Source organism: Arthrobacter echini (assembly GCF_008107445.1).
GTDB lineage: Bacteria > Actinomycetota > Actinomycetes > Actinomycetales > Micrococcaceae > Arthrobacter_D > Arthrobacter_D echini_A.
The window spans coordinates 488,611-515,067 of record NZ_VSLD01000002.1 but is presented as its reverse complement, the minus strand read 5'-3'; the positions used below and the strand labels follow the sequence as shown (position 1 = coordinate 515,067).

General features: G+C 68.0%; 22 protein-coding genes. 10 read left to right on the top strand and 12 right to left on the bottom strand.

Annotated features, from left to right (window positions below):
• Window positions 1-115 precede the first annotated feature (115 nt).
• From rsgA to FQ377_RS06990, 3 genes are read right to left on the bottom strand one after another with little or no spacing between them, the layout of a single operon-like run.
• Entirely contained in the window at window positions 116-1,246 is a 1,131-nt protein-coding gene (rsgA, locus tag FQ377_RS07000) for a ribosome small subunit-dependent GTPase A (protein WP_148600503.1), read from the bottom strand.
• Complete coding sequence (gene aroA / locus FQ377_RS06995) at window positions 1,243-2,607, bottom strand: 3-phosphoshikimate 1-carboxyvinyltransferase (RefSeq protein ID WP_395858471.1); 1,365 nt, start codon at window positions 2,605-2,607, stop codon at window positions 1,243-1,245. The genes rsgA and aroA overlap by 4 nt, the downstream gene beginning before the upstream one ends.
• A gap of 4 nt (window positions 2,608-2,611) precedes the next feature.
• The gene (locus tag FQ377_RS06990; protein WP_148600501.1) at window positions 2,612-3,160 is read right to left on the bottom strand and encodes a DoxX family membrane protein; all 549 of its coding nucleotides are present in this window, start codon (window positions 3,158-3,160) and stop codon (window positions 2,612-2,614) included.
• A 305-nt stretch (window positions 3,161-3,465) separates the two neighbouring features.
• Between FQ377_RS06990 and FQ377_RS06985 the strand changes: the two genes are divergently transcribed.
• Together FQ377_RS06985 and rsrA are read left to right on the top strand one after the other, a co-directional pair.
• On the top strand, window positions 3,466-4,182 hold the full coding sequence (locus FQ377_RS06985) for a sigma-70 family RNA polymerase sigma factor (RefSeq protein ID WP_187393285.1): 717 nt from the start codon (window positions 3,466-3,468) through the stop codon (window positions 4,180-4,182).
• On the top strand, window positions 4,179-4,439 hold the full coding sequence (gene rsrA / locus FQ377_RS06980; RefSeq protein ID WP_148600499.1) for a mycothiol system anti-sigma-R factor: 261 nt from the start codon (window positions 4,179-4,181) through the stop codon (window positions 4,437-4,439). Before FQ377_RS06985 ends, rsrA begins: the two co-directional genes overlap by 4 nt.
• 95 nt (window positions 4,440-4,534) lie before the next feature.
• Here the strand turns inward: rsrA and FQ377_RS15285 are convergent, their stop codons facing one another.
• Complete coding sequence (locus tag FQ377_RS15285; RefSeq protein ID WP_148600564.1) at window positions 4,535-4,609, bottom strand: 50S ribosomal protein bL37; 75 nt, start codon at window positions 4,607-4,609, stop codon at window positions 4,535-4,537.
• A 123-nt stretch (window positions 4,610-4,732) separates the two neighbouring features.
• Between FQ377_RS15285 and FQ377_RS06970 the strand changes: the two genes are divergently transcribed.
• Complete coding sequence (locus FQ377_RS06970) at window positions 4,733-5,698, top strand: zinc-binding dehydrogenase (RefSeq protein ID WP_148600498.1); 966 nt, start codon at window positions 4,733-4,735, stop codon at window positions 5,696-5,698.
• A gap of 105 nt (window positions 5,699-5,803) precedes the next feature.
• Here FQ377_RS06970 and FQ377_RS06965 read toward each other — a convergent pair whose 3' ends face one another.
• From FQ377_RS06965 to FQ377_RS06940, 6 genes are all read right to left on the bottom strand, one after another.
• On the bottom strand, window positions 5,804-7,585 hold the full coding sequence (locus FQ377_RS06965) for an ABC transporter ATP-binding protein (protein WP_148600497.1): 1,782 nt from the start codon (window positions 7,583-7,585) through the stop codon (window positions 5,804-5,806).
• Entirely contained in the window at window positions 7,585-8,616 is a 1,032-nt protein-coding gene (locus tag FQ377_RS06960; RefSeq protein ID WP_148600496.1) for an ABC transporter permease, read from the bottom strand. Before FQ377_RS06960 ends, FQ377_RS06965 begins: the two co-directional genes overlap by 1 nt.
• Window positions 8,617-8,625: 9 nt before the next feature.
• Window positions 8,626-10,158 carry an ABC transporter permease gene (locus FQ377_RS06955; protein WP_148600495.1) on the bottom strand — a complete coding sequence of 511 codons (1,533 nt, stop codon included), beginning with the start codon at window positions 10,156-10,158 and terminating at the stop codon, window positions 8,626-8,628.
• 100 nt (window positions 10,159-10,258) lie between these two features.
• Window positions 10,259-12,049, bottom strand: a complete 1,791-nt coding sequence (locus tag FQ377_RS06950) for an ABC transporter family substrate-binding protein (RefSeq protein ID WP_187393275.1) — start codon at window positions 12,047-12,049, stop codon at window positions 10,259-10,261.
• Between the two features lie 248 nt (window positions 12,050-12,297).
• Window positions 12,298-12,897 (bottom strand): GDSL-type esterase/lipase family protein, encoded by a 600-nt coding sequence (locus FQ377_RS06945; protein ID WP_148600493.1) that lies wholly within the window; start codon window positions 12,895-12,897, stop codon window positions 12,298-12,300.
• Between the two features lie 108 nt (window positions 12,898-13,005).
• Complete coding sequence (locus FQ377_RS06940) at window positions 13,006-16,845, bottom strand: multifunctional oxoglutarate decarboxylase/oxoglutarate dehydrogenase thiamine pyrophosphate-binding subunit/dihydrolipoyllysine-residue succinyltransferase subunit (protein ID WP_148600492.1); 3,840 nt, start codon at window positions 16,843-16,845, stop codon at window positions 13,006-13,008.
• Window positions 16,846-17,022: 177 nt separating this feature from the next.
• Between FQ377_RS06940 and guaB1 the strand changes: the two genes are divergently transcribed.
• From guaB1 to FQ377_RS06910, 6 genes are all read left to right on the top strand, one after another.
• Entirely contained in the window at window positions 17,023-18,474 is a 1,452-nt protein-coding gene (guaB1, locus tag FQ377_RS06935; protein WP_148600491.1) for a GMP reductase, read from the top strand.
• Window positions 18,475-18,754: 280 nt separating this feature from the next.
• Window positions 18,755-20,179 carry a hemolysin family protein gene (locus tag FQ377_RS06930; protein WP_148600490.1) on the top strand — a complete coding sequence of 475 codons (1,425 nt, stop codon included), beginning with the start codon at window positions 18,755-18,757 and terminating at the stop codon, window positions 20,177-20,179.
• Complete coding sequence (locus tag FQ377_RS06925) at window positions 20,176-21,261, top strand: hemolysin family protein (protein WP_148600489.1); 1,086 nt, start codon at window positions 20,176-20,178, stop codon at window positions 21,259-21,261. Before FQ377_RS06930 ends, FQ377_RS06925 begins: the two co-directional genes overlap by 4 nt.
• An 88-nt stretch (window positions 21,262-21,349) precedes the next feature.
• Window positions 21,350-22,282, top strand: coding sequence for a metal ABC transporter solute-binding protein, Zn/Mn family (locus FQ377_RS06920; protein WP_148600488.1), 933 nt, complete (start codon window positions 21,350-21,352; stop codon window positions 22,280-22,282).
• Window positions 22,283-22,331: 49 nt separating this feature from the next.
• Window positions 22,332-23,171, top strand: a complete 840-nt coding sequence (locus tag FQ377_RS06915) for a metal ABC transporter ATP-binding protein (RefSeq protein ID WP_187393274.1) — start codon at window positions 22,332-22,334, stop codon at window positions 23,169-23,171.
• 3 nt (window positions 23,172-23,174) lie between these two features.
• The gene (locus tag FQ377_RS06910; protein WP_148600487.1) at window positions 23,175-24,068 is read left to right on the top strand and encodes a metal ABC transporter permease; all 894 of its coding nucleotides are present in this window, start codon (window positions 23,175-23,177) and stop codon (window positions 24,066-24,068) included.
• A 45-nt stretch (window positions 24,069-24,113) separates the two neighbouring features.
• Here the strand turns inward: FQ377_RS06910 and FQ377_RS06905 are convergent, their stop codons facing one another.
• Entirely contained in the window at window positions 24,114-24,584 is a 471-nt protein-coding gene (locus FQ377_RS06905; RefSeq protein ID WP_148600486.1) for a Fur family transcriptional regulator, read from the bottom strand.
• A gap of 79 nt (window positions 24,585-24,663) precedes the next feature.
• Between FQ377_RS06905 and FQ377_RS06900 the strand changes: the two genes are divergently transcribed.
• Window positions 24,664-25,320 carry an MBL fold metallo-hydrolase gene (locus FQ377_RS06900; protein WP_148600485.1) on the top strand — a complete coding sequence of 219 codons (657 nt, stop codon included), beginning with the start codon at window positions 24,664-24,666 and terminating at the stop codon, window positions 25,318-25,320.
• Between the two features lie 19 nt (window positions 25,321-25,339).
• On the opposite strand, the gene FQ377_RS06895 is transcribed toward FQ377_RS06900, so the two are convergent.
• Window positions 25,340-26,449: a PLP-dependent cysteine synthase family protein gene (locus tag FQ377_RS06895; protein WP_148600484.1), complete on the bottom strand. Its 1,110-nt coding sequence runs from the start codon at window positions 26,447-26,449 to the stop codon at window positions 25,340-25,342.
• Window positions 26,450-26,457: the final 8 nt, after the last annotated feature.

Genomic DNA, 26,457 nt, shown 5'->3' with positions numbered 1-26,457 from the left:
TGGTGTTCGTTACCCGCTTATCGTCACAAGCTGTCGAACTCCAGGTGGAGGGTCAAGGCTCAGAATCATAATGCGCAAACAACAACGTTCCTGAGTCTATCAGCGATCGGCTGTATCACTGGTGTCCGAGCTCCTTGGCGTCGTGGGCCGAGCCGCGCGGGTCGGCGCTCCCGGCGCTGAGCAGGCGGCGCAGGCTGGCCAGCCTGACCGGCCCGGAGTCGCCGGCGAGTCCCTCCTCCACGAAGCTGTCGAGTCCGCAATGGACGGCGTTGGCATCGTGGAGGCACCCGCGTTCGCAGCGCTCCGTGCCCGGCTCCAGATCGGGGAAGGCCTGCAGGATCCGGTCGGCGTCCACGTGGGCCAACCCGAAGCTCCTGATACCCGGTGTGTCGATGATCCAGGTCCCGGCGGAGGCGTCGGCAGCCTTCAGGGCCAGGGCCGACGACGAGGTGTGGCGTCCCCTGCCCGTCACCGCGTTCACGCCGCCCGTGGCGCGCGCGGAGCCCGTCAGCGCATTCACCATGGTCGATTTCCCGACACCCGAGTGGCCGAGCAGCACGCTCACCTGGCCGTCGAGCTCGGCCCGGAGGGCGTCCACGGCGCCGTGGGAGAGCCGGGCGGAGTCGCCGTCGTCGGAGGTGGTCTCGACGCCCACGCCGTCGTCCGTCCTGCTGACGATCACGCGCAGATCGAGGTGCTCGTAGTTGGCGAGCAGCTCCGTCGGATCCCGCAGATCCGCCTTGGTGATGCACAGCAGCGGCTCGATCCCGGCGTCGTAGGCCGCCACGAGCGCGCGGTCGATGAAGCCCGTTCGCGGCTCGGGATTGGCGGCAGCGACAACGATGACCAGCTGGTCCGCGTTGGCGACGACCACGCGCTCCACGGGATCGGTGTCGTCCGCGCTCCGGCGCAGGACCGTGCGGCGCTCCTGGATGCGCACGAGGCGGGCCAGCGAGTCCGGTCCTCCGGAGAGGTCCCCGACGAGTGCCACGAGATCTCCGGCAACCACGGGCTCACGGCGCAGCTCGCGGGCACGCGCGGCGACGACGATCCGCTCCTGCGCGGTGTCCTCGTCGACCACGGCGGTGTAGCGGCCGCGATCCACGGTCACGATCCGGCCGGTCACGGCGTCCTCGTAGGCGGGGCGGTTCTTGGTGCGGGGGCGGGTGCCCTTCTTGTTGGGCCGGATCCGGACGTCCGACTCGTCCCAGGCCCGCGAGCCGCGGCGGTTCCCGGCCTCGCTCATACGACGGGCTCCGCGCGTGTCGGACTCTCCGCCGGAGCGTGCGTGCCGGTCACGGTGGCCCAGCGCTCGGGGAAGTCGGGCATGGTCTTGGCCGTGGTACCGATGTTCTCCACCTCGACGCCCTCCACTGCCAGGCCCACGATGGCCCCCGCGGTCGCCATGCGGTGATCGTCATAGGTGTGGAAGACGCCCCCGTGCAGCGGGGCCGGCCGGATCAGCAGGCCGTCGGCCGTCTCCTCCGCATCGCCGCCCAGGGCATTGATTTCGGCCACGAGGGCTGCGAGCCTGTCCGTCTCGTGCCCGCGCAGGTGGGCGATGCCGGTGAGGGTGGACGGCGTCGTCGCCAGGGCGCACAAGGCAGCGACGGTGGGTGCGAGTTCGGACGTCTCCGCGAAGACCCCGCCGCGCAGGGAGGATCCGCCGGTGACGGTGAGGAGATCCCCGTCGAGCTCTGCCGACGCCCCCATGAGCGGCAGGATCTCCCGCCAGCGATCGCCGACCTGCGTGGTGCCGACGGGCCAGTTCCGCACACGGACGGTTCCACCCGTGACGACGGCGGCGGCGAGGAAGGGGCCGGCGTTGGAGAGATCGGGTTCGACGGCGACGTCGAAGGCGCGGATGCTTCCGGGGGAGACCCGCCAGTGGTTCGGCTCGGAGTCGTCGACCGTGACGCCGGCGGAGCGCAGCACCTCCACGGTCATCCGGATGTGGTCGAAGCTCGGCACGGGCCCGCCCATGTGCTCGAGATGCAGCCCGTCGGTGAAACGGGCACCCACGAGCAGGAGGGCGGAGACGAACTGTGAGGACGCGGAGGCGTCGATGACGAGCCGGCCGCCGTCGACCCTCCCCTCCCCGTGGAGGGAGAACGGGAGGCTGCCGGTCCCGGCGTCGTCCACGCCGATCCCGAGCCCGCGGAGGGCGGCGATGGTGCTCCCCATGGGACGACGGCGTGCGTGGGGATCGCCGTCGAACACGGTGACGCCGCGGACCAGCGCGGCCAGGGGCGGCACGAACCGCATCACGGTCCCGGCGAGCCCGCAGTCGATGGACCGCGAGGTATCGGCCGTGGTGTCCGGCAGCGGGCTCACGCGCAGATCGGGCCCGGAGCCCGGGTCCGCGTGCGCCGGGAGCTCGTCGATGACCGCCCCGAGCTCCTCCAGAGCCGCGATCATCAGCGCGGTGTCACGTGAGTGGAGCGGTCTCCTGATGATGCTCGGCCCGTCGGCCAGTGCCGCGAGGACCAGGAAACGATTGGTGAGCGACTTGGATCCCGGGATGGAGATCTCCGCGTCCACCGGGCCCGTCAGGTGGGGCGCCGGCCACAGCCCGTGCCCCGCGACCCCACCCGATGGTGCCGGCACGTGGCTAGGAACCGACGACGTCGGAGGCGGTCTTGCGCACGGCTTTGTCAGCCTTCTGCAGCTGCTTGCGTGCATCCTTGCCCAGGCCCACCGCGTTCTTGCGGGCGCCCGTGGCGAGGTGACCGGCGCGCCAGGCCACGCCGGGCCGTCCGTTGGTGTCGACCGAGGCCAGCAGCACAGCACCGATGAGGGAGAGGTTCTTCAGCAGCTGCGAGCGCCGGGCCTTCTTGTCCTCGGGCGTGGCGGAGTCCGCGGAGCGGTAGTCCACCAGTGTGTTCACCGTCGTCGTGACCGTCAGGAGCAGGGCGGAGAACCGGGAGAACCGGCCGATGCCCAGCAGCAGGGCTGCCCCGATCTGGGTGGCGCCGAGCACCTGGCCCACGAGCTTCTCGTTGCCGGTCACGGCCGCGGCGGAGGGGACAACCTTGGTGACACCGGCGAGAACGGGCTTGAGCTGCGGGGCGGTGGCGCCGGCCGTGCGGAGGCGCTCCACACCCGAGAACACGAAACTGCTGGCGATGAGGGGTCGGGCGAGTACACGGACAAGGGTCATAACTGCCTCCAGGTTCCCGGCGGCCTGTGCCGGGCTCGATTGTGTTGTACCAAGCATGCTGAGTCTAGTTTGACATGGCCGCCGGGACGGGGGCGATCTCCGGGCCCCGACAGAGGGAGAGGAACGGTCGAACCGGAATAAGGGGACCGGTGAAGAGGTTGGACCAGGAGTAACGGAAAGAGGTGACACGGATGACGAGTACACGCACCACGACGGTCGAGAGGCCGGATTTCCAGTTGTCGACGGCGCCACGGCGCGTGGTCGGCACGGTGCCGCGACAGCGCGGACGAGTAGACTTCAGCTCGATGAATACAACAGCCCCCGCAGGCAGCAATCAGGCCGAGGACGCCCAGCTGGACGTCTCCACGGAGTCGGACAGCGACCGCAAGGCGCGGTTCGAGCGCGACGCCATGCAGTACGTCGACCAGCTCTACTCGGCGGCCATGCGTATGGCGCGCAATCCCAGCGATGCCGAGGACCTGGTGCAGGAGGCCTACACGAAGGCGTTCTCCGCATTCCACCAGTACCGGCCGGGAACCAACCTGAAGGCCTGGCTGTACCGGATCCTCACCAACACGTACATCAACCTGTACCGCAAGCGGCAGCGTGAACCGTTGCAGTCGCACTCGGACACCATCGAGGACTGGCAGCTCGCCAAGGCCGCCGAGCACACGTCCGCCGGGCTGCGGTCCGCCGAGGTGGAGGCACTCGATCACCTCCCCGACTCGGATGTAAAGCGTGCACTGCAGGCCATTCCGGAGGACTTCCGCCTCGCGGTGTACTTCTCCGACGTGGAGGGCTTCGCGTACAAGGAGATCGCCGAGATCATGAACACCCCGATCGGCACGGTCATGTCCCGGCTGCATCGTGGGCGCAAGCTGCTGCGCGAGATCCTCGCCGAGTACGCCTACGAGCGTGGACTCGGGCGAGGTACGGCGGGTACTGCAGGAACCAGTGAAGGAAGTGCTGCCGCGTCGAAGGTCGCGGCTCCGGCGGGCAAGGAACAGGAGACGACGAAATGAGCGATTGCGAGAGCCTCGGCGACTGCGCCGACTCGAGGATCGAACGGCTGTACGAGTACCTGGACGGTGCACTCTCCCACCAGGACCTCGTGGAGATCAAGGATCATCTGGACGGATGCCCCCAGTGCGCCGAAGAGCATGATCTCGAGTGCGTGATCCGCTCGGTGGTCAAGCGTTCCTGCACCGAGGTGGCCCCGGCCACGCTGAAGGCGGACATCCTGGGGCGCATCAATCACCTCAAGACCGTGGACCACTGATGCAGCGGTAGGGCGACCCAGCCACGACCCAGCTCAACGAAAGAACCTCCGGCACCATGGGTGCCGGAGGTTCTCCCGTTACTGCTGACCCCTGGTCAGGCGTTGGGGCGCTTACCGTGGTTCGCGTTGCTGCGCTTCCGATCGCGCTTCTTCCGTGCTCGCTTGCTCATGGCTCTCTCCTTCTGACGTTCTGGAACCGCGGGACTGCATCCAAGTATCCCATACCGCCGGTGACGCGCCGCATACGCTCACCTAGGATGAGGAGAATCATCCGCCACCGAAGGAGCTCACGTATGCGCGCGGTCTATGCTGCCACCCAGTCCGCAGACCATCCCCTCGCCGGCCTCACCGTCGGGGAGCTGGACGTGGCGTCCGCACCGGAGGGCTTCCGGCGGGTCAAGGTTGTCGCCTCCAGCCTCAACCACCACGACCTGTGGTCACTGCAAGGCGTGGGGCTTCCCGAGGAGCGACTGCCGATGATTCTCGGCTGCGACGCGGCCGGGATCGACGACGACGGCAACGAGGTGATCGTCCACGGCGTCGTGTCCTCGCCCGAGTGGCGCGGCGACGAGACCCTCGACCCCACACGCTCCCTGCTCTCGGAACGGCACCCCGGGACCATGGCGGACTACGTCTGGGTCCCGGAGCGCAATCTCGTTCCCAAACCTGCGGAGCTGTCCTTCGAGGAGGCCGCCTGCCTGCCCACGGCCTGGCTCACCGCATACCGCATGCTTTTCACCGTCTCACCCGCAGTGCCGGGATCGACAGTGCTCGTGCAGGGTGCCGGGGGCGGGGTGGCATCCGCCGTGATCGCCCTGGCATCGGCTGCGGGCTTCCGGGTCTGGGCGACGAGCCGGAGCGAGGCGAAGCGGCAGCGCGCGCTGAACCTCGGGGCGGATCAGGTGTTCGACGCCGGTGCGCGCCTGCCGGAGCGCGTGGATGTCGTCTTCGACTCGGTGGGTGAGGCCACCTGGGCCCATTCCCTCCGCTCTCTCATTCCGGGCGGTACCGTGGTGACCTGCGGCGCGACGAGCGGCCCTGCGCCGTCGGCCGATCTGAATCGGGTGTTCTTCCTCCAGCTCCGGGTGCTGGGCTCCACCATGGGGACACGGGAGGAGATGCTGCGGCTCACCCGCTTCCTCGTCGCGACCGGTGTCCGCCCGGTGATCGACACCGTCCTTCCCCTCGAGAACGCGGCCGACGGATTCCGGCGCATGCTGAACGGCGAGGTCTTCGGCAAGATCGTCTTCCGCCACTGATCGATCACCGGCTGGAAACGTGAGGAGCCCCTGTCGCGTACGACAGGGGCTCCTCACGTTTCGAGGCCGACCGCGCGGCCCACCCGGTGGCCCTGGCGCCCGGCCCTACTCGGTGGCCCCGGCGGCCAGGATGATCGAGCGCTGCTCACGGCGCTTGGACTGCTCCTGCGGATCGGGCACGGGAGCCGCCGCGAGCAGGCGGCGCGTGTAGGGGTCCCTCGGATACTTGAGAATCTGCTCCGTGCTGCCCTGCTCCACGAGCCGGCCCTTGTTGAGGACGGCGATATGGCTCGCCAGGAGCTCGACGACGGCGAGGTCGTGGCTCACGAAGAGGCAGGCGAAGCCACGCTCCCGCTGCAGTTCCTGCAGCAGCTCGAGCACCGCGGCCTGCACCGAGACATCGAGTGCGGAGGTGGGCTCGTCGGCGACGAGCAGATCCGGGCGCAGGGACAGTGCACGCGCAATACCCACGCGCTGTCGCTGCCCACCGGAGAGCTCGTGCGGATACCTGTTGCGGAAGGCGACCGGCAGCTGGACGTCCTCCAGAAGGCCGGCCACACGCTTGTCGAGCTCCTCACGTCCGAGCTTCTCGTGGAGAAGCAATGGCTCGCCGATGCTGTCGCCGATGGACAGTCGCGGATTCAGGGATGCCGCAGGGTCCTGGAAGACGATCGCGAATCTCTTGCGCAGCGGCTTGAGCTTGCGTGCGCTGAGGGTGGTGATGTCCGTCCCGTTGATGGAGATACTGCCGCCGGAGGTCCTGATCAGTCCTGTGACGGCACGCGCTATAGTCGACTTGCCCGACCCCGATTCGCCCACCAGGCCCATGACCTCTCCGGGATTGATGGTGATCGACACCCCGCTGACAGCCTTGAAGGCCGGTTGGCGGAAGCGGCCCGGATACTCGATGTCGACGTCCACGAGTTGGAGGGCCGGCTCCACGCCGGAGGCGGTGTGGTCGGCCTGCGCGCGCCGGGCCTCCTCGGCGTACTCCTCGTGGATCTGCAGGCGCCCGTCCACGACCTCGACGTCGGACAGGACCCCGCCTACCTTCGAGCCGAGGTGGGGAACGGCGCCGAGGAGCTGTTTCGTGTAGTCCTGGGTGGGGGACGCGAACAGTTGCGCGGTCGGCGCAGCCTCGACGATCCTGCCCTTCTCCATGACCACCACGTGATCGGCGAGATCGGCCACCACGCCCATGTCGTGTGTGATGAGGAGAATGGCGCTGTTGAGTCGTTTGTTGAGCGTGCGCAGCAGATCCAGCACCTCGGCCTGCACCGTCACATCGAGCGCCGTCGTCGGTTCGTCCGCGATGAGCAGCATCGGGTCGTTCGCCAGGGCGATGGCGATCATGGCGCGTTGCCGCTGACCGCCCGAGAACTGGTGCGGATAGGAGTCGTAGCGCCGTTCGGCCTCGGGTATCTCGACCATCAGGAGCAGTTCGATGGCGCGTTTCTTGGCATCGGCGGGGGAGAGCTCGGTGTGCTGCTCGATGGCTTCGCGGATCTGTTCCCCCACGGTCAGCACGGGGTTCAGGGCCGTCATGGGTTCCTGGAAGATCATGGCGATGTCGTTGCCGCGGATCTTCCGGAGCGTACTCTGCGGAGCGCCGATCAGTTCGTTGCCCTGCATCTTCGCGCTGCCCGAGCAGCGCCCGTTGCGGGGGAGCAGGCCGAGCAGGGCCAGTGAGGACATGCTCTTGCCGGAGCCGGATTCACCGACGATCGCGAGGATCTCACCGGGACGGATCTCGTAGGAGACGTTCTCTGCGGCCATGACCCACTCGTTGTCGACGTTGAACTCGACGCCCAGCCCCGAGACCTCGAGGATGGGACCGCTATGGACAGGGGTCTGTTCGTCGGAGATGACGGCTGTGCTGGAACTCATTACTGCTTCACCCTTGTCTGCTTGGGATCGAACGCGTCGCGGAGGCCGTCGCCGATGAAGTTGACCGCCAGGGCGATCCCGATGATGAACGCGCCGGGCCACAGGAACAGCCAGGGCCGCACCGTGAGGGCGGACCGATTGTCGTTGATGGCCTTGCCGAGGGAGGTGTCCGGGGCCGAGACGCCGAGCCCCAGATAGCTCAGCGCCGTCTCCAGGAGGATTGCGCCCGAGATGGCGAGCGTCGTCGAGACGATGATGACGCCCACCGTGTTCGGGAGGATATGGCGGAAGATGATGCGGGTGGAACTCGCGCCCACCGATTTGGCCGATTCGACGAACTCCTTCTCCCGCAGGGACAGGAACTCGCCGCGGACCAGCCGTGCCAGGCCCGTCCACGTGACCACACCGAGGAACAGGGCGAACGGGACGATGCCCGCCTTCGCGACGATTCCCGCCACCGCGGCGGCGATGACCAGCGTGGGGATGGTGATGACGACGTCGGTGATGCGCATGAGGAACGCCTCGGTCCAGCCTCGGAAGTACCCGGCGATCGCACCGACGGTGGTGCCGATGACCATGGCCACGAGTCCCACGATGAAGGCGATGATGAGCGAGGTCTGCGTGCCGCGCATGGTCAGGGCGAAGTAGTCGCGGCCCAGGACGTCCTGCCCGAAGGGATGCTCGCCGAGACTGAAAGGCCACAGCGTGAGGGTGGGCCTGCCCTCGTTGAAGCGGTCGGCCAGGACGTCGTACTCCTTGTCCCACCAACCGGGGATCCCGGCGAACCCGATGGAGCTGAAGGCCAGGACGAAGACCAGCACCAGGAGCGTGATGCCGGCGAGGGCTCCCTTGTGCCGGAAGAACCGCTCGCGGATCAGCTTGCCCTGGCTCTTGGCCTCGGTCTGGACCCGCGCCGTCTGGTCCCGGGTGCGGGGGGAGCCGGCGATGTCGGAGTCCTGGCTCAGCAGGGTCAGCTCCGACAGCTCGACGGACGGGCGGGAATCGTCCCGCTGCTTGTCATTCTTGCTCATGGGGATGTCCTAGCTCAGGGTGATGCGCGGGTCGAGGAAGGCGTAGGCGATGTCGGCCAGCATGTTGAACAGCACTGCTGCGGTGCCCACCACGAGGAAGAACGCCATGACCGGCCCCGGGTCCACGGCATTGATGCCGTCGACGAAGAGCTTGCCCATGCCGTTCCAGCCGAAGACCTGCTCGGTGATCACCGCGCCACCCAGTACACCTGCGAAGTCGAAGGCCATGAGGGTGGTGATGGGGATCATCGCGTTGCGGAACGCATGCTTGACCAGGACCGTGCGCTCGCTCAGGCCCTTGGCCCTCGCGGTGCGAATGTAGTCCTGGTTCATGACGTCCAGCTGACTGGCCCGGGTGTACCGGGTGTAGGTGGCGAAGGAGATCAGCGTCAGGGCGATCGTGGGCAGGATCAGGTGCAGCGCGTAGTCGAGATTGATCTCCCAGAAGGTGCCCTCCAGATTCGCGGACTGCGATCCGGTGGTGGGGATGGGGCGCCCGCCGGCCTTGGCCGACAGCGTGGGGTACGCCTGGAGCAGGCGATCCACGACGATCAGCAGGCTCATCGAGACCGCGATCACCACCCCGATCCTCGCGGCCTGCGCGCGGAACGGACCGCCGATGAGACCGGCCACCACGTAGCAGATGATCGCCAGCACGACCACCAGGGCGACCAGCACGAGCCAGTTCGGATCGTTCAGGAGCTGGATGGACACGAGGTAGCCGGCGAAGCTCACGCCGGCAGCAGCGAGAGCCGCGTTGAGCACACGGCGACGGCGGAAACCTGCGAGCAGTGCCGTCCACAGGACGGCGATACCCGCAGCGGAGACGAGCATGCCGATCACACCGAACCCGGGGGTGACGAACCAGCCGGTGACGAGGAGCAGGTAGAGCCCGAGCGCGGTCGCCACGGCGGCGACGGCGAAGACGACCAGTCTGCGCCGGCGGTCGCCGCCGACGACGACCGCCCAGATCACGCCGGCGACCACCCCTATCAGGGCGATCGTGAGATAAGAGAATTGGGGATTGTCCAGCCACGTGTTCAGGTCGATGGCCAGATACTGCTTGAGCAGGGTGGACAGCCAGAACAGCGGCAGGGAGAACAGCAGGAACGAGACGAAGGTGATCGAGTAGTCGAACGTGCTGTACTGGCGGATCGCCGTGACGATCCCGACGACGACGCCGAGGACCAGGGCGAGGACCGTCGCGACGACGACGAGTCGCAGTGTGGAACCCATGGCGTTCTCGAGCTGTGGAAGGACCGCGGCCCCGGTACGATCCTGGCCGAGTGTGCAGGAGATGCCGCCGGGGACGAGGCAGTGACCCACGTCCTGCAGCCAGAGGAAGTAGCGGGGGATCGGTGCCACATCGAGATTCATGGCGGCGGTACGGGCCGCGATGGTCGCGGCCTTCTCCGGACCGCTCGTCTCGCCCAGATCCTCGAAGGGATCGCCCGAGGAGATGGTGAGGAAGTACATGAGGGTGGTGGCCGCGAGCATGATGAAGAACGAGATGACGGTGCGCTTGGCGATGAAATAGAACACGGGGCTCCTAGGAGGCGCTTCAGGTCAGGGCGAGAGTGGGCACAGGGACGGGCAGGCCCGAGGGCCTGCCCGTCCTCATGCGTTCAACCGGAAGCTGCGATCAGCTCTGCTTCGTCCAGCTGTAGGCGTTCCACGTAACACCCGTCTGCGTGGGGTTCTGCTCCACTCCCTCGAGCTTCGAGGAGTATGCCGTGATGTTCGGGTTGGCGTAGAGCACCACGTTGTACTGCGTCTCCGCGAGCATCTGCTCCAGCTCGGACTTGAGCGGGACGACCTGCTCGGCGTCCGTGTTCATCGCGATGTCGTCCCAGAGGCTGTCGACCTTCTCGTTGGTGTAGCCGCCGAAGTTCTGCTCGCCACCGGTGACGTAGATGGACTGGCCCGAGGCCACGAGACCGGAGCCTGCCCAACCGAAGACCACGGCGTCCCAGGCACCGGGCTGCGAGAGCTTGGCGCTCCACTCGGCTTCGGGCTGCGGGGTGATCTCGAAGCCCGCCTGGTCGCAGGAATCCTTCACCAGGGCAACCTGGTCGGCGCGCAGCTGGCTCGTGGAGGCGAACATCATGGAGACCTTGACGGGCTCGGTCTTGCCGGCCTCCTCGAGGAGGGACTTGGCCTTCTCGAGGTCGGCCACGCCGTCGCCCTGTGCGGCGGGGGCGCCGTCGAGCACGGTCTGGTAGTCCTCCTGCGCAGGCTGGTACTCGTGCAGATTCAGCACTGAACCCTCGGGGTCCACCGGGGTGACGAACTTGTCCACCATGTCGGCCCTGGGGATGCAGGCCGCGAAGGCCTGGCGCACTTTCAGATCCTCGAACACGGCACCCGGACGCTGGTCCAGATCCACGTGCGAGAACGTGAGCGACTGCCCGGTGTCCACGGTGACGGTCTCGCCGATCTGCTCGAGGGCGGTCTTGGTGTCCACCGTTGGGCTCGAGGGGTCGATGACGTCCACATCGCCGTTCTGGAGGGCTTGGACGGCCTCCTCGTCGACGACGGTCTTGAAGACCATGGTGTCGGTCTGGCCCTCCCGCTCCTCGCCCCAGTACTTGTCGTTCTTCACGACGGTGAGGGTGCCGTTGACGGCATTGTCGAGCTTGTACGGGCCGGAGGACGGCAGCAGGGCGGGGTCCGGGAGAGAGGGCAGATCCGCCTCGTAGGCCCAGCCGGTGTTCCAGAACTCGGCCACGGGTGTGAGGGCATCGCGGTCGTCGTTCTTGATGGCGTCGATGAGTTCCGCGCCGTCGCCATCGGCGGACAGGCCGCCCTGCTCGGCGGCGATGTGCGCCGGCATGAAGAGCCCTGTGGTGAACATGGCTTCCCAGTCGGCGTACGGGTCCTCGAAGACGGCCTCGAACTCCTTGTCGCCGGCCTCGCCCTCGATCATCTTCAGCTGGGCGAAGCCGTTGGTCGAAGAGGCCTGGAAGAGGTCGGCCTCGGCGCCTGTCTCCTCGTCCGTCTCGCCGGTGGGGTGCGTACCCGACATCGCCGCCCAGCTCAGGAGGACGTCGTCGTAGTCGATGGGTGTTCCGTCGGACCAGACGGCATCCTCGTTGATGGTGTACTTCACGGTCAGCGGGTCGTCGCTGGTCTTCTCGTAGGTCCCGAAGTCCTCGTTGCGCTCAAGATTGCCACTGGCTGCGAAGGCGGCGAAGGCGCTTGAGGTCAGGTTGTCGACGTAGGTGTTGTACACCGCGTTGGTGGCTGCGGTATTGCCGTTGTAGGCGGTCGGTGCCTGGCTGATCGCCATGGTGATGGTCGATGCCAGGTTCTCGTCCGAGCCAGACGATGAGGCGGAGTCGGAGTCGGAGGTTCCGCCGGCCGAACCGCACGCGCTGAGCATGAGGGCTCCGATGGAGAGAGCGGCGAGCGACATGGTGCGCTTGTTACGCATTCGATAGTCCTTACTGTGCTGGGTGCGAGGAACACAGGAAGGTCCCCCGAAGCGGACCACCGTCGTGACGGCGATCACACGGGGAAAGCATAGCGAATGATTGTTGCCCTCGACACTCAGTGAGCAACCACTCACCGATTTGTTATCGCGGCGAGATGTGAGGTGGCACGGCGATGCCGCTCCTTCGGGCACGAAAAAGCCAAGGGGCGACATCGACTGTCCCCGGGCTCTGCCTTTCCGGCTTGTGGCTACTCGGGCGCTGGGATGTCCAGCCACTGGTACCACCCGCGGTGCAACACCAGCCACGCCATGAGGCCGTAGCCGGCCTGGCCCGGGAGGCCCCCGTTGGCCGCGAGGTCGTTGCGCCATTGCTCGTGCGCGAGGAGGGGGGTGAAGGTGTCGACGAAGACGTGCTTCCGCCGGGTGGTGACGTCACCGAACGCGGCGGAGAGATCAGCGAGTCGACGATTCCGCTCGGCGTCGAGGCCCGGGGGCGGGCCGACCACGAGGGCCTTCACGCTCATCTGGGACGCGCCGTCGAGGACGTTCGCAAGATTGAGCCTGCTTCGTGCGGTGGACAGGTCCAGATCGAGATCCCGGTCCGACAGGCCTATCACCAGTCGGTTCTCGAAGCCTTCGGCGAAGCGCCGACCGGTTTCGGGGAGCCAGCGGTTCGCCAGTGCCTCCGTGCCCTCACCGGGAGCGGCGAGCGTGTACGCCTCCAGCGAGGCGTTGTCCGGCCGGGTCCGGGCGAGTACACGACCGATCCAGCCCAGGGACCGGGGATCACCGAGACCGGCGAGGAGTTCGTCGCCCACTGCTGCGAGCCGGATTCTGCGTAAGTCCACTGGTCCCTCGATGTGCTGGTCGTCGGATGATCGGCATCGGGGCCCGCCCGTGCGCATGGGGATGTCGGGTGGGATCTGGACCCCACCCGACATCGTACGGGTACCGCGTCAGCGCCCGAAGGCCTTCTTGAGCAGGACCTCCTGCTCGAGGCCGTGGTTCTTCGCGGACCCGGTGGCGGTGGAGGCCGACGCGGGTCGCGATGCCAGGCGGATGGGGCGGTCGACCTCCGGCGGAAGATGCAGCCCCATGAAGGGCCAGGCGCCCTGGTTGGCAGGCTCGTCCTGCGCCCAGACGATCTCCGCCTGCGGATACTCGGCCAGGACCGCCGTGATCTCCTCGCGCGGCAGGGGATACAGCTGCTCCACCCTGACGATCGCCGTCGTGGTGTCGTCGAGCTTCTCCCGCATCGAGAGGAGATCGTAGTACAGCCTGCCCGACACCAGGATGACGCGCTTCACGTCGTCGCCCGCAGGGCGCAGCGCATCGGGGATGACGGGCCGGAAGGTGCCCTGGGTGAAGTCCTCGACCGAGCTGGCCGCAGCCTTCAGGCGCAGCAGCTGCTTGGGGGTGAAGATGACCAGCGGCTTCCGCGGCCGCCGGTAGGCGTGCTGGCGCAGCAGGTGGAAGTGCGAGGCAGCGGTGCTGGGGTTGGCCACCACCATGTTCTCCTCGGCGCACATCTGGAGGAACCGCTCGATCCGCGCGGACGAGTGGTCGGGCCCCTGACCCTCGTAGCCGTGCGGGAGCATCAGCACGAGGGAGGAGCGCTGCCCCCACTTCTGCTCCGCGGAGCTGATGAACTCATCGATGATGGTCTGTGCGCCGTTGACGAAGTCGCCGAACTGCGCTTCCCAGATCACGAGCGCGTCGGGCCGCTCCACCGAGTAGCCGTACTCGAAGCCCATGGCTGCGAACTCGCTGAGCAACGAATCGTAGATCATGAACGGGGCCTGGTCCTCGGCGAGGTCGTCCAGCGGTAGCCACTCGCGGCCGGTCACGCGGTCATGGAAGACGGCGTGGCGCTGCACGAAGGTCCCACGGCGCGAGTCCTGGCCGGCGAGCCGCACCGGGACGCCCTCGGTGAGGAGCGAGCCGAAGGCTGCCATCTCGCCGAAGCCCCAGTCGATCCCACCCTCGCGCGACATCTGCTCCCGCTTCTCGAGGAGCGCCTTGAGCTTCGGGTGCACCGTGAACCCCTCGGGGATCGCCGTGTGAGCCGCGCCGATCTGCGCGAGCCGGTCGGCGCTGATCGCCGTCTGCGGCACCGGGCGCTCCCCGCTCTCCGTCTGCTGGGAGAAGGGCCGTTCCAGATCGGCGACGGAGTGCAGGTCGTCGGTGATGATCGGGATAGGGGAGGTCTGTGCGGCGTGCGTCTCGGCGAAGACCCGCTCGAGCCGCTCCTGGTAGTCCCGCAGGGCCTGCTCGGCCTCGTCCTGGGTGATGTCCCCGCGGCCGATGAGTGCTTCGGTGTAGAGCTTGCGCACCGAGCGCTTCGCCTCGATGAGGTTGTACATCATGGGCTGCGTCATGGAGGGATCGTCACCCTCGTTGTGGCCCCTGCGGCGGTAGCAGACCATGTCGATAACGACGTCCTTGTTGAACCGCTGCCGGAACTGGTAGGCCAACTGGGCCACCCGGACCACGGCCTCGGGGTCGTCCCCGTTGACGTGGAACACCGGGGCCTGGACCATCTTCGCGACGTCCGTCGAGTACACCGAGGACCGCGAGGAGGTGGGGCTCGTGGTGAAGCCCACCTGGTTGTTCACGATCACGTGGATGGTGCCGCCCGTGCGGTAGCCCCGCAGCTGGGAGAGATTCAGGGTCTCCGCCACCACGCCCTGACCGGCGAAGGCTGCGTCACCGTGGATCAGGATGGGAAGGACCGGGAAGCTCTCGCCCTGGTCGAGGAGATCCTGCTTGGCACGGACGATCCCCTCGAGGACGGGATCACCGGCCTCCAGGTGCGAGGGATTCGCGGCGAGGTAGACCTTGGTCCGGTTGCCGGAGTCGGAGGTGAAGGTCCCCTCGGTGCCCAGGTGGTACTTGACGTCACCCGAGCCCTGGACCGACCGCGGATCCTGCGTACCCTCGAACTCCCGGAAAACCTGAGCGTAGGTCTTCCCGGCGATGTTCGTCAGGACATTGAGCCGTCCCCGGTGGGCCATGCCGATCGCGACCTCGTCGAGGCCGTCGTCGGCCGCTCCGGAGAGAACGGCATCGAGCAGGGGGATCAGGGATTCCCCACCCTCGAGCGAGAAGCGCTTCTGCCCCACGAACTTCGTCTGCAGGAAGGTCTCGAAGGCCTCCGCGGAGTTGAGCTTCTCCAGGATGCGCAGCTGTTCCTCGCGGTCGGGCTTGGAGTACGGGTGCTCGAGCTCGTCCTGGAACCACTGGCGCTCCACCGGATCCTGCAGGTGCATGTACTCGATGCCCGTGGTGCGGCAGTACGCATCGCGCAGGACCCCGAGCATGGTGCGGAACTTGAGCATGGGCTTGCCGCCGAAGCCGCCGGTGGGCCACTCACGATCCAGGTCCCAGAGCGTCAGGCCGTGGGTAAGGATGTCGAGGTCGGCGTGCTTGCGCTGGACGTATTCCAGCGGATTCGTGTCCGCCATGAGGTGGCCGCGCACGCGGTAGGCATGGATCAGCTGCTGGATCCGGGCCACCTTGTTGATCTGGTCCATCGGGTCCACCTGGATGTCCGCGCTCCAGCGCACGGGCTCGTAGGGGATCCGCAGGGACTCGAAGATGTCGTCGTAGAAATTCTGCTCACCCAGCAGGAGCTGGTGGATGATGCGCAGGAACTCGCCGCTGCCGGCACCCTGGATGACCCGGTGGTCGTAGGTGGAGGTCAGCGTGATGGTCTTGCTGATCGCGTGCTTGGCCAGGGTCTTCTCGCTCGACCCCTGGAACTCGGCCGGATACTCGAGGGCACCGGCGCCGATGATGCAGGCCTGCCCCTTGGAGAGCCGGGGGACGGAGTGGACGGTGCCGATGCCTCCCGGATTCGTGAGGGACACGGTGGTGCCGGCGTAGTCGTCCGCGCCGAGCTTGCCCGATCGGGCCTTCTTGACGAGTTCCTCGTAGGCGGTCCAGAACTCCGAGAAGTTCAGCGTCTCGGCCTTCTTGATGTTCGGCACCACGAGCGAACGCGTGCCGTCGGGCTTGGGCATGTCGATGGCCAGGCCGAAGTTGACGTGCGCGGGCTGCACGGACGACGGCTTCCCCTCGATGACGTCGTAGTAGACGTTCTGGGACGGGAACTGTGCCAGCGCGCGGATGATCGCGTAGCCGATGATGTGCGTGAAGGAGACCTTGCCACCGCGCGCCCGGGCCAGATTGCTGTTGATGACCACCCGGTTGTCGATCAGGAGCTTCGCCGGGATGGTCCGCACACTCGTGGCGGTGGGGACCGTGAGGCTGGCCTCCATGTTGGTGGCGATCGCCTTGGCGGGGCCCCGGAGCACGCTGACCTTGTTCTCGTCCATCTGATCGGAGCGGTCGGAGGCCGGCAACTGGGCCGGGATGGGGGTGGTCTTGTCGTTGCGCGCCGCCGCGTCGGCTTTCTTCGCCGGCTCGTTGGGCACGGGGGGCTTGCCGCTCTGCTGCGTACTGGCGGGACTCTCGCCCGAGGCCTTCGGGGCCTGCGTCTCGGCCCTCACGACCGGCAGTTCTCTCGTGGGAGGATCCGATTTCGGCGCAGCAGGTGCGCGGTCCCCGGTCGGTGCCATGGTGGGCCGGGGAGTCTTTCCCGCCGGTGCATCCGAGCTCTTGCGGGTCTGCTGCTGATCGTCATGGCCGGAGTCGGCATCGAAGGAATCGAACAGCTCCCACCACTTCTTGTCCACCGAGTGGCGGTCCTTGCGGAATTGCTCGTACAGCTCGTCAACAAGCCACTCGTTCCCGCCGAATTCTTCAGGTAGACGATGGCTGGTCTGTTCTGGCACGTCGTATACGCCTCTTCCGTAAGTTGCCCTGAGCGCGAAGCGGTCGGCAGGATCGGCGTGACGCCGGGTCCGGACCCTGTCCAAGTGTAGTGACAGGATCGAAGAACAATCCAATCAGCCATACCGGGCCACTAGACTCTTCGCGGCTGTCCGACCGGCTCCAGACCAGGGAGATCCATGCGCTTCATCACCCCGCCCACCACCGATCTCACGTACTCCGACGTGTTCCTCGTGCCCTCGGCCTCGGAGGTGGTCTCCCGTTTCGATGTGGACCTCTCCTCGGACGACGGCAGCGGCACCACGATCCCGCTCGTCGTGTCCAACATGACGGCGGTGACCGGGCGGCGCATGGTGGAGACCATCGCGCGGCGCGGTGGTATCGGCGTCCTGCCGCAGGACGTCCCGACCGAGGTGATCGCGGAGGTCACCTCGTGGGTCAAGGGCAGGCACCCGGTCTTCGAGACACCCCTGAGGCTGGAGCCGCACCACACCGTGATCGACGCGCTCCACCTCATGCACAAGCGCGCGCACGGCGCTGTACTCGTGGTCGACGGGTCCGGTACGTGCGTGGGCGTGGTGGGCGCCGAGGACTGCGAGGGGGTGGACCGCTTCGCCTCCCTCGACGCAGTGATGCGCCCGGCTCCCGCCGCCATCGAGGCGTCCCTGTTCGACGCCGACGGGGCGCAGGCCCTGCAGCGGGCCTTCGAGGAGCTGGACCGGGCCCGGGTGCCCCTGGCGCCGGTGGTGCGCGACGGCGTCCTGGTGGGCGTCATAACGCGCACGGGTGCGCTCCGCTCCACCATCTACACGCCCGCTGTGGACGCGGCCGGGGGCCTTCGGGTCGCCGCCGCCGTCGGGATCAACGGCGATGTCGGCGCGAAGGCGGAGGCCCTGCTCGAGGCCGGCGTCGACGTGCTCGTGGTGGATACCGCGCACGGCCACCAGCGCAAGATGCTGGACGCGCTCGCCGTCGTCCGCGGGCTCGACCCGGCGGTGCCGATCGTCGCCGGCAACGTGGTCAGCGCCGACGGCGTCCGCGATCTGGTCGCGGCCGGTGCCTCGATCGTCAAGGTGGGCGTGGGCCCGGGTGCCATGTGCACCACGCGGATGATGACCGCCGTGGGTCGTCCGCAGTTCTCGGCCGTCCACGAGTGCGCGCAGGTCGCCGCCGAGCTGGGCGCCCATGTGTGGGCCGACGGCGGCGTACGGTACCCGCGCGACGTCGCCCTCGCACTGGCCGCCGGCGCATCGCAGGTGATGATCGGTTCCTGGTTCGCCGGCACCTTCGAGAGCCCGGGGGACCTCCAGACGGACAACGACGGCCGCAGGTACAAGGAGAGTTTCGGCATGGCCTCCGCCCGGGCCGTGCAGAACCGGACGCAGCGCGAGGACGTCTTCGCCCGTGCCCGGAAGTCGTTGTTCGAGGAGGGGATCTCCACGTCGAGGATGTACCTCGACCCGGCCCGCCCCGGGGTGGAGGATCTCGTGGACCTGATCACGGCCGGTGTGCGCAGCTCCATGACGTACGCCGGGGCCACCTCGCTGCAGGATTTCCGGGAGCGCGCACTCGTGGGCGTGCAGTCGGCGGCCGGGTACGAGGAGGGACGGCCGCTGCAGCAGAGCTGGTGACGCCGGTCCGTGCCGTGGTGGCGTCCGGCGCGTCGCCGCTGAGCGATCCGTAGGCTTCGCGGTGTCCGAACCGGTAAACTGGCCGTCTTATGGACAGTCCTTCTAGGAGCCGGCTCCTCGCCGGCAACCCCCCAGCCCCCGCCCCTGCGCTCCCGACGTCCGACGCGAGCCGGCCGCTCGGATCCGCCCCGGACCAGGCGCTTCTGCCCACCGACGCAGCGGACCCCCTCAGACACGGGCCGCCGGTCCTTCCCGGCATCCAGAGGGAAGGCCAGTAGCGGTGGAATGGATCTATCTGGCCGCCGGCCTCGTGCTCATCCTCGGGACCGGCTTCTTCGTGGCCGTCGAATTCGCCCTCGTGGCGCTCGACCAGACCTATGTGCAGCGGGCCGTCGATGAGGGCGACACCCGGGCCGAACCCCTCCTGCGTTGCCTCAAGTCCCTGTCGACCCAGCTCTCGAGCTGCCAGCTCGGTATCACCCTGACCACGCTGCTCACCGGGTATGTCATGGAGCCCTCGGTGGGCAGCCTGCTCGAGACCCCGCTGGCCGCCCTCGGACTGTCGGACGCGCTCATCACCTCGGCGTCGCTCGTCATCGCGATGGTCCTGGCCACCCTGCTCTCCATGCTCATGGGCGAACTGGTCCCCAAGAATCTCTCGATCGCGCTGCCGTTCCAGGTGGGCCGCGCACTGGCCCGGCCGCAACTCATGTTCACGGCGGTCTTCAAGCCGGCGATCGTCGTGCTCAACGGCTTCTCGAACCGGGTCCTCAACATCTTCGGTTTCGAGGCGAAGGAGGAGATCTCGGGCGCCAGGACGGCATCGGAGCTGTCCTCCCTGGTCCGCCGCTCGGCGGAGATGGGCACTCTCGACCAGGGCACCGCGAACTTCCTGGCCCGCACGTTCAGCTTCTCGGAGCAGACCGCGGCCGATGTCATGACCCCGCGCAACCGGATGGAGGCCATTGACTCGGACCAGACCGTGGCCGACGTCGTCGACGCCGCACGCCGCACCGGCTTCTCCCGGTTCCCGCTGCTCGGTGAATCCGCCGACGACATTCGCGGAGTGGTCCACGTGAAGAAGGCCGTGGCCGTACCCCGGCACAAGCGCGCCGAGCTGCCGGCCGGCACCATCCTGACCGACGTCCTGCGGGTCCCCGAGACCGTGCACCTGGACTCCCTCCTGAGCGAACTGCGCGAGGCCAATCTCCAGCTGGCCGTGGTGCTCGACGAGTACGGCGGCACCGCCGGCGTGGTCACGCTCGAGGACCTCGTCGAGGAGATCGTGGGCGAGGTCGCGGACGAGCACGACACCTCCACACCCGGTGTGCTGCAGAGCGCCGCGGGGGACTGGTTCTTCCCGGGGCTCATGCGCCCCGACGAGGTGTCGGTGCAGATCCCCGGCAGCGATGTCCCGGACGAGGCCGGGTACGAGACGGTCGGTGGATTCATGATGGCCGAGCTGGGGCGGATCGCCGAACCCGGTGACACCGTGGAACTGCCGACGGGAATGCTGACCGTGGAACGCATGGACGGCCGCCGTATCGATCGGATCCAGTTCAGGCCGGCACCCCGGGCAGAAGACACCGAGGCGGACCACATGGTCGTCGCCGAGCACGAGGCCGTTCCGCAGGACGCCCCTCCCATGGAGCACCCATCCCGGTCCGCCTTCGCGGGCAGCACGGCCATCAGGAGTGAGCGATGAGTGACTGGGCAGGAATCCTGTGGCTGGTGGTGCTGCTCCTCGGCAACGCCTTCTTCGTGGGCGCCGAATTCGCGATCATGTCCGCGCGCCGGAGCCAGATCGAACCGCTCGCCGACGAGGGGTCGAAGCGGGCGAAGACCACGCTGTGGGCCATGGAGCACGTCTCGCTCATGCTCGCCTGCGCCCAGCTGGGCATCACCGTCTGCTCCCTGCTGATCCTGCAGGTCGCAGAACCTGCCATCCATCACCTCTTCGTCCTCCCACTCGAGGCGGTCGGTGTCCCGGTGGCGCTCGCCGGCGGTATCGCCTTCGCGCTGGCTCTGATCCTGGTGACCTTCCTCCACGTGACCTTCGGCGAGATGGTGCCGAAGAACATCTCGGTGTCCGTGGCGGACAAGGCCGCACTCGTACTGGCTCCGCCACTCGTGATGATCGCGCGTGCGGTCAATCCCGTGATCAGCTCCCTGAACTGGACGGCCAACCACATCCTGCGGGCCCTCAGGGTGGAACCCAAGAGTGAGCTGTCCTCGACCTACACGCTGGAGGAGGTTCAGTCGATCGTGGAGGAGTCCACCAAGAGCGGCCTTGTGGACGACGAGTCCGGCCTCATCTCGGGGGCCCTCGAGTTCTCGGGGCAGACCGCCGAGACGACCATGGTCCCCCTCGGCGAGCTCGTGACGGTCCGCACCGACGCGACGCCGGAGGACTTCGAGCGGGCCGTGGGACGTACCGGGTTCTCGCGGTTCGTCATGGTGGACGAGCACGGCAACCTGACGGGGTACATGCACCTGAAGGACATCATGTCCCTGCCGCAGGCCGTCTACCGCAGGCCCATCACGGAGAACAAGGTGCGCACCCTCGCCAATCTCGCGGTCGACGACGCGATCGAGGACGCCCTGTCGGTCATGCAGGCCACCGGATCACATCTGGCGCGCGTGCTGGGTCCGGACGGTGCGACGCGCGGGGTCCTCTTCCTCGAGGACGTCATCGAGCAGCTGATCGGGGAGATCCGGGATGCGACCCAGAACCAGGGGGCTCGAAGGAACGGGAGTGCCGGCGGCGCGCACGAGTCGGTGAGGTGACGAGCGGCGCGTGCGCGCCGCTCCTGCTCGATGGGCTAAGCTCGGACTGTTATTGCAAACAGTTCTCATTAGGTTGATCGAGGTTCCGATGTCCCCGTACCGTCGTCCGACAGGACCCGCCCTGCTGCTGGCGTCCATCCTCGCGCTCGCGGGGTGCGGCTCCGGAGCCGGGGGCGACGCCTCCGACGCCGGGAACTCGTCGGCTGACGGCCGCATCTCGGTGGTCACCTCCACCAACGTCTTCGGTGACATCGCCGAGCGCGTCGGGGGCCCGGAGGTCGAGGTGACATCGATCGTGGACGGTCCCAGCCAGGATCCGCATTCCTACGAGGCCACCGTGCAGGACAAGCTCACGGTCTCCAAGGCCGAGCTGGTCATCGACAACGGGGGCGGTTATGACCCCTTCCTGGCCCGCCTCGCCGAGGACACCGACCGCTCCGTGCTCAGTGCCGTCACCGTGTCGGGGCTCGATGGCTTCGGGCAGGACGGCGGGCCGGGCGCCAACGAGCACGTCTGGTACAGCCTGCCCGCCATGGAGAATCTTGCCGGCGCCGTCGCCGACGAACTCGCCCGGCTCGACGAGCCGAACGCGGAGGACTACCGCCGCCGCGCCGAGGCGTTCGTCGAGGATCTCGCACCCGTACGGGACCGGCTCGACACCCTCGCCGCCGACGGACACGGCGGACGGGTGGCCGTCACTGAACCCGTCCCCGTGTACCTGCTGGAGGCCGCCGGGCTCGAGAATGTCACGCCGGGCGGGTTCACGGAGGCCATCGAGGAAGGCACGGATGTCCCCGTCTCAGCGATGGAGGAGATGACCACCCTCGTCTCCTCGGGGAGCCTGGCGTTCCTCGCCTACAACGACCAGACCGAGGGCTCGCAGACCGAGCTGGTCCGCTCAGTCGCCGAGGACGCGGACCTCCCCGTGCTGGACTTCGGCGAGACCCTGCCCGACGGTGAGGACTATGTGTCCTGGATGAGCGCCAATACGGCGGACATCGCCGCGGCGCTCGATTCCTGAGCGGATGAAGGACACCCACGACAGCCCCACCCACAGGAAGCCGTTACGCATGACCTCGACCATTCCCGGGCAGGCACCCACGCCGACGGGCGCACCGGTCCGGCCGGCCATCAGGCTGCGCGGGGCATCCCTGTCCTTCGGCAGCCGCACACTGTGGGAGGACCTGGACCTGGATGTCATGCCGGGGGAGTTCCTCGCGGTCCTGGGACCCAACGGATCGGGCAAGACGAGCCTCCTGAAGGTGCTGCTGGGTCTGCAGGCTCTCGACGCGGGGACAGCGGCCATCGACGGCCGGCCCGTAGCCCGCGGATCCCGTGCGCTGGGCTACATTCCGCAGCAGAAGTCCTTCCCCCCGGACACCCCGCTCCGGGCGCGCGATCTCGTGGGGCTCGGTGTGGACGGTCATCGCTGGGGCCTGCGACTGAGGACCAGGGACTACACCCGCCGCGTGGAAGCCCTCCTCGAGGATGTCGGTGCGCAGTCCTATGCCGATACACCGGTGGGGCTCCTGTCCGGGGGGGAGCAGCAGCGGCTCCGAGCCGCGCAGGCCCTCGCGACCGACCCCGCCGTGCTCCTGTGCGACGAGCCACTGCTCTCGCTCGATCTGCACCATCAGCAGGCGGTGAGTGGTCTGATCGACCGGCAGTGCCACGAGAAGAACAGCGCCGTGGTCTTCGTGACCCACGAGATCAACCCCGTGATCGACTACGTGGACCGGGTCCTCTATCTGGCGGACGGCAGGTTCCGTGTGGGGACCCCTGCGGAGGTGATGACCTCCGAGGTGCTCTCCGACCTGTATGGCAGCCCGGTGGAGGTCCTCGAGAGCAACGGCCGGATCATCGTCGTCGGGTTGCCCGACGCCCCCACCCACCATCACGAAGGCGTCTGACCCATGGATCTCCAGGACGCACTCCGGGCCGTCTTCACCTTCGACAACTACGCCGAACTCCTGCCGCTCGTACGAAATTCGCTGCTGGCAGGGGCCGTCCTCGGGCTCCTCGGCGGGCTCATCGGCGTCTTCGTCATGATGCGTGATCTCGCCTTCGCCGTGCACGGCATCGCGGAGCTGTCCTTCGCCGGTGCGGCCTTCGCCCTGCTCGTCGGGGCGAATGTCGTGGCCGGGTCGCTCGTGGGCTCCGTCCTGGCGGCCCTCGTCCTGGGTCTGATGGGCATCAGGGCCCGGGACCGGAACTCGATCATCGGGGTCGTCATGCCCTTCGGCCTGGGGCTGGGCATCCTCTTCCTCTCCCTCTACGAGGGCCGCGCCGCGAACAAGTTCGGCCTCCTCACCGGCCAGATCGTCTCTGTGGACGACGTACAGCTCAATCTCCTGGTCGGCAGTGCCGTCGTCGTGATCGTCGCCCTGGCCGCTGTCTGGCGTCCGCTGACGTTCGCCAGCGCGGACGCCGATCTGGCGGAGGCGCGCGGGGTCCCCGTACGTGGCCTCTCGGTCCTGTTCATGGTGCTGCTGGGCGTCGCCGTGGCCCTGTCCATCCAGGTGGTCGGGGCGCTGCTGGTGCTCTCGCTGCTCATCACCCCGGCGGCTGCGGCGCTGAGGATCACTGCCGCGCCCGGCCGCGTGGTGCTCCTCAGCGTCGCCTTCGCGTGCATCTCCGTGGTGGGCGGGATCCTGCTGGCGCTCGGCGGGCGCATCCCCATCAGTCCCTACGTCACCACGATCTCGTTCGCCATCTACCTGATCTGCCGGGCCATCGGTGCGCGCCGAGGCGGAGCTGTCTCCGCGACCAGGACCCCGCGCGCGTCGGTCACCACGCCTGCAGCCTGATTCCGGGCCCGGAGGAAGGCACGCGGGGTGACGGTACCGCGGGCTTCAGGAAGCTGCGCGGCGCGCGGTGCACTCGGGGCACACACCCTGGATCTCCACCGTGTGCGCGGCGTCGGTGAACCCGTGCTCGGCGGCTACGCGTCCGGCCCACTGTTCGACGGCGGGAGCCTCGATCTCCACCGCCGTGCCGCACTCGGTGCACAGCAGGTGATGGTGATGATGTTCCACGGCGCACCGCCGGTAGACGGCCTCATTGTCGGCATTGCGCAGCACGTCGACCAGGCCGTCGTCCGCCATGGACTGGAGGATGCGGTAGGCGGTGGGGAGGGAGACCGATGCGCCGCGATCGAGCAGCACGCGATGCAGTTCCTGCGTGCTCACGAAGTCGTCGAGATCGTCGAGGGCTGCGCTGACGGCCCGACGCTGACGCGTCACGCGCTGACCGGAACCCCGGCTGGCTGTGGGTGCGGCCTCGGAGTCGCGTGCTGCGACGTCGGGTACTGCCTCGGGGATCATCTCACGGCCCTTCCGTGGGCGTTCTGCCGCCCTGGATAGGAGTCAAGATTATCAGCGTCGGCGCAGGTAGGGTGGGGCCATGCTGCTGACCAAGTTCACCCATTCCTGTGTCCGCCTCGAACAGGACGGCGTAGTGCTCGTCATCGACCCGGGTTCCTTCTCGGAGCTCGACGAGGCCCTGGACGGCGCCGCCGCCATCCTCGTCACGCATGAGCACGCCGACCACCTCGACCAGGACCGCGTGGTCGCATTCCTCACGGCGAATCCGTCGGTGGAGCTCTGGGCCCCGCAGGGGGCGATCGACGCCCTCGGCTCGGCCGTCGGTGACGCCGCGGACCGCATCCACGCGGTGGGCGGCGGCGAGGAGTTCTCCGCCGCCGGTCTCGCCGTGAGGACCTTCGGCGACCAGCATGCGCTGATCCACCCGCTCATCCCCATCACCGGCAACGTCGGCTACCTGGTCGAGGACTCCCTGTACCACCCGGGGGACTCCTTCACAGTGCCGGACGGCATCCAGGTGGAGGCCCTGCTGATACCCGTGCACGCGCCGTGGTCGAAGCTCGAGGAGGTTCTCGACTTCATGATCTCGGTCCGCGCCCCACGGGCCTTTCAGCTCCATGAGGCGCTGCTCAGCGACGTCGGACTCGGGCTGGTCGAAGGCCATCTCACGCGGCTCGGGGCCCGGTACGGGACGAGCTTCGAGCACCTGTCGACGGGCGAGTCCGTCGATCTCTGACCTCTGACTCCCAGCGACGTCATCCGGCGTCCGTGCCGTGCTCGGGGCTGTCCGCCGGCCACACGCCGGTCGCGAAGAAGTCGTGAAGCACGGTGAGCGGGCCGGAGGGGTCCAGACCGCGGTCGGCGAGCCAGGCGTCGTCGTCGTAGGTCGCCGCGTAGCGGTCACCGGAATCGCACATCAGCGACACGATGCTGCCCGTGCGCCCCTCGGACACGAGATCGGCCACCAGCTGCCAGACCCCCCAGAGATTGGTGCCGGTGGAAGGTCCGGCATGGAGACCGGTGAGGGTGCGCAGGTGACGCGCCGCTGCGACGGACGCTGCGTCGGGTACCCGGATCATGGTGTCGATCACGCTCGGCACGAAACTCGGCTCGAGCCGCGGCCGGCCGATGCCCTCGATGCGCGAGGGGCGCCCGGTGGGCCGGGACCCCGGGTCCGCCCACGCCGGGTAGAAGGCGGAGTTCTCCGGGTCGACGACGGCGAGGCGCGTGGGGTGACGGTGGTAGCGCACGTACCGGCCGATGGTGGCGCTCGTGCCGCCGGTTCCGGCGCCGACCACGATCCAGTCCGGAAGGGGATGCGGCTCGAGGGCGAGCTGCCCGAAGATGGACTCGGCGATGTTGTTGTTGCCCCGCCAGTCCGTGGCCCGTTCGGCGAACGTGAACTGGTCCATGTAGTGGCCCCTGGTCTCCCGCGCCACGGCCTCGGCCTCGGCATAGACCTCGGAGGCGTGAGCGACGAAGCGGCACGTGCCGCCGTACTGCTCGATCAGGGCGATCTTCTCCGGGCTCGTGGTGCCCGTCATGACGGCGACGAACGGGAGTCCCAGCAGCTGCGCGAAGTACGCCTCGGAGACCGCTGTGGAGCCGCTGGAGGCCTCCACTATGGTGGTCCCCTCCGTGATCCAGCCGTTGACGAGCCCGAACAGGAACAGGGACCGGGCCAGGCGGTGCTTCAGACTGCCGGTCTGGTGCGTCGATTCGTCCTTGAGGTAGACCTGCACACCCCAGTGCTCCGGGAGCGGCACGGAGAACAGGTGGGTGTCCGCCGATCTGTTGCCGTCGGCCTCGATCCGCCGCACGGCGTCGTCGGACCACGATCGATCGGCGGAGCTGAACCTGGCCATCGGGCCAG

Coding starts and splice junctions, on each gene's coding strand:
- rsgA (WP_148600503.1), bottom strand. CDS start 1,246: ATGAGCGAGGCCGGGAACCGCCGCGGCTCGCGGGCCTGGGACGAGTCG.
- FQ377_RS06990 (WP_148600501.1), bottom strand. CDS start 3,160: ATGACCCTTGTCCGTGTACTCGCCCGACCCCTCATCGCCAGCAGTTTC.
- FQ377_RS06985 (WP_187393285.1), top strand. CDS start 3,466: ATGAATACAACAGCCCCCGCAGGCAGCAATCAGGCCGAGGACGCCCAG.
- rsrA (WP_148600499.1), top strand. CDS start 4,179: ATGAGCGATTGCGAGAGCCTCGGCGACTGCGCCGACTCGAGGATCGAA.
- FQ377_RS06970 (WP_148600498.1), top strand. CDS start 4,733: ATGCGCGCGGTCTATGCTGCCACCCAGTCCGCAGACCATCCCCTCGCC.
- FQ377_RS06965 (WP_148600497.1), bottom strand. CDS start 7,585: ATGAGTTCCAGCACAGCCGTCATCTCCGACGAACAGACCCCTGTCCAT.
- FQ377_RS06960 (WP_148600496.1), bottom strand. CDS start 8,616: ATGAGCAAGAATGACAAGCAGCGGGACGATTCCCGCCCGTCCGTCGAG.
- FQ377_RS06950 (WP_187393275.1), bottom strand. CDS start 12,049: ATGCGTAACAAGCGCACCATGTCGCTCGCCGCTCTCTCCATCGGAGCC.
- guaB1 (WP_148600491.1), top strand. CDS start 17,023: ATGCGCTTCATCACCCCGCCCACCACCGATCTCACGTACTCCGACGTG.
- FQ377_RS06925 (WP_148600489.1), top strand. CDS start 20,176: ATGAGTGACTGGGCAGGAATCCTGTGGCTGGTGGTGCTGCTCCTCGGC.
- FQ377_RS06920 (WP_148600488.1), top strand. CDS start 21,350: ATGTCCCCGTACCGTCGTCCGACAGGACCCGCCCTGCTGCTGGCGTCC.
- FQ377_RS06915 (WP_187393274.1), top strand. CDS start 22,332: ATGACCTCGACCATTCCCGGGCAGGCACCCACGCCGACGGGCGCACCG.
- FQ377_RS06910 (WP_148600487.1), top strand. CDS start 23,175: ATGGATCTCCAGGACGCACTCCGGGCCGTCTTCACCTTCGACAACTAC.
- FQ377_RS06905 (WP_148600486.1), bottom strand. CDS start 24,584: ATGATCCCCGAGGCAGTACCCGACGTCGCAGCACGCGACTCCGAGGCC.
- FQ377_RS06900 (WP_148600485.1), top strand. CDS start 24,664: ATGCTGCTGACCAAGTTCACCCATTCCTGTGTCCGCCTCGAACAGGAC.
- FQ377_RS06895 (WP_148600484.1), bottom strand. CDS start 26,449: ATGGCCAGGTTCAGCTCCGCCGATCGATCGTGGTCCGACGACGCCGTG.